The 1,849-nt window shown below is 36.0% G+C and carries 1 protein-coding gene and 1 pseudogene; both read left to right on the forward strand.

The features are described 5' to 3' along the window. Nucleotides 1–132: 132 nt before the first annotated feature. Nucleotides 133–1,647 (forward strand): IS21 family transposase, encoded by a 1,515-nt coding sequence (gene istA / locus AA80_RS09780; protein WP_244903576.1) that lies wholly within the window; start codon nt 133–135, stop codon nt 1,645–1,647. Continuing rightward, a pseudogene (locus AA80_RS09785) lies at nt 1,637–1,849 on the forward strand (IS21-like element helper ATPase IstB); the annotation flags it as partial. The gene istA and the pseudogene AA80_RS09785, both read left to right, overlap by 11 nt.

Consider the following 1,849-nt stretch of genomic DNA (forward strand, 5'->3'; position numbering starts at 1 on the left):
TGCACTTTCTAAACGAAAAGTGTACCAAAAATAAGAATCGGCTAAACGAAAAGCGTACCACCCTATCACACAAATCCTGTATAATGAATTTGGCTAAAAAAATTGTACAGGAGGAAAAGAAAGGTGATAGAGATGGTACAATACAATTATATAAGATTTTTGTATTTTAACAAACACAAAAGTCAAAGAGAGATAGCAAAAGAAATGGGGATACACCGAGCAACGGTCAAAAGAGCTATCAAGAACCCAGAACAGAAGTATCATATGAACGTTGAGAGAGATAAACCTGTAAATGGTGATTTTGAAAAACGTATCAAACATTTGTTGGAATACAATTCAAACCAACCCAAGAATCAAAAGTTAACCAAAAGGCGTATATACGAACTCATCTGTGAAGAAGGATACAAAGGAAGTTATTCCTCCTTCACCTATCAAGCAAGGAAGATAGAAGAGAAACTTGGTATCAATCAAAAAGAAGGTTTTTTAAAATTAGTGCCACTAAGAGGTAGTATGCAGGCAGACTTTGGTGAAGTTTACGTGATGCAAGATAAGATGCCAAGAAAGATACACGTATTCTGTGCAAAGTTATGCTACAGCAAGGTGGAGTTTGTTAAAGCTTATCCAGGAGAGTCTACAGAGTTTTTCTTTGATGGATTAACATCGGCGTTTGATTTTTTTGGTGGAGTTCCAAAAAAGATAATCTTTGACAATTTAAAACCTGCGGTGAAGGAAGTACTAACAGGAAGAGAAAGGATACTACAAGAAGAGTTTGTCAAATTCCAGTCCTTCTACTGTTTTGAATCTGAGTTCTGTGGTCCAGCTAAAGGCAATGAAAAAGGGATGGTAGAAAATCTTGTTAAATACGTTGAAAACAACTACTTCTTACCGAGAGTTGAGTTCAAAAGTTTCGACATACTCAATTTGGAATTAGAGGAAAAATGTCATCGAAGGTTCAAAAAAGGAAGGTATGAAGGAGAAAGCTGGGAAAAGAGAATCCTTGATGAAGATTTTCTTCCTCTCAAAGAAAGATACGTATTTGCAAGGATAAAAGAAGCAAAGGTAGACACATATCAACTGATTCATTTGGAAAAGAACAGATACTCTGTACCGACAAATTACATTGGTAAAAAGGTTGAAGTTCACATCTACCCATTCAAGGTAAAGGTAATCTACAAAGGAGAGGTTATAGCAGAGCATGAAAGGATGTTTGGGAAAAACAAAGAGAGTTTAAACCCATACCATTTTCTACCTTTACTAAGAAAAAAGGCAAGGGCATACGAACAAGCTAAGGTCATTCAAGATTGGGGATTACCTCAGATATATGAAAAGTACCATAAGATGCTGCAAGCTCATCTTAGCTCTGATTCAAAAGGAACAAGAGAGTTCATAGACATACTAAAATTAACCCAACAATACACCGTTGAAGTTGTAGCAAAGATACTAAAGGAATTGGACGAAAAGAACCGTTACAGTTACCAAGAAGTGTTAAGTGTACTAAGGTATCAAACACAACACAAACCCAAAACGGAACTCCTATCGGAAGAAAAGCTAAAATCCCTTGATTTAGACAAACACACTACCACTTACATGCCTTTAAGTACTTACAATGAACTACTTCGAAAAGTGGGGTGTGAAAATGAAAGATGAACTAAGAGAACAGCTGAAATATTGTCGGCTATCCGGTATATTAGAACGGTATGACGATACACTAAAAGAGGCAAAAAGAAACGATTGGGACAACGAAAGATTTTTTGAAACGTTGATTCAATGTGAAGTCATATCAAGGGGAAACAATAGATTTCAAAGGTTATTACACCAAGCAAAGTTCCCTAATCTAAAAACGATAGAC

The organism is Petrotoga sibirica DSM 13575 (assembly GCF_002924625.1).
GTDB lineage: Bacteria > Thermotogota > Thermotogae > Petrotogales > Petrotogaceae > Petrotoga > Petrotoga sibirica.

Coding starts and splice junctions, on each gene's coding strand:
- istA (WP_244903576.1), top strand. CDS start 133: ATGGTACAATACAATTATATAAGATTTTTGTATTTTAACAAACACAAA.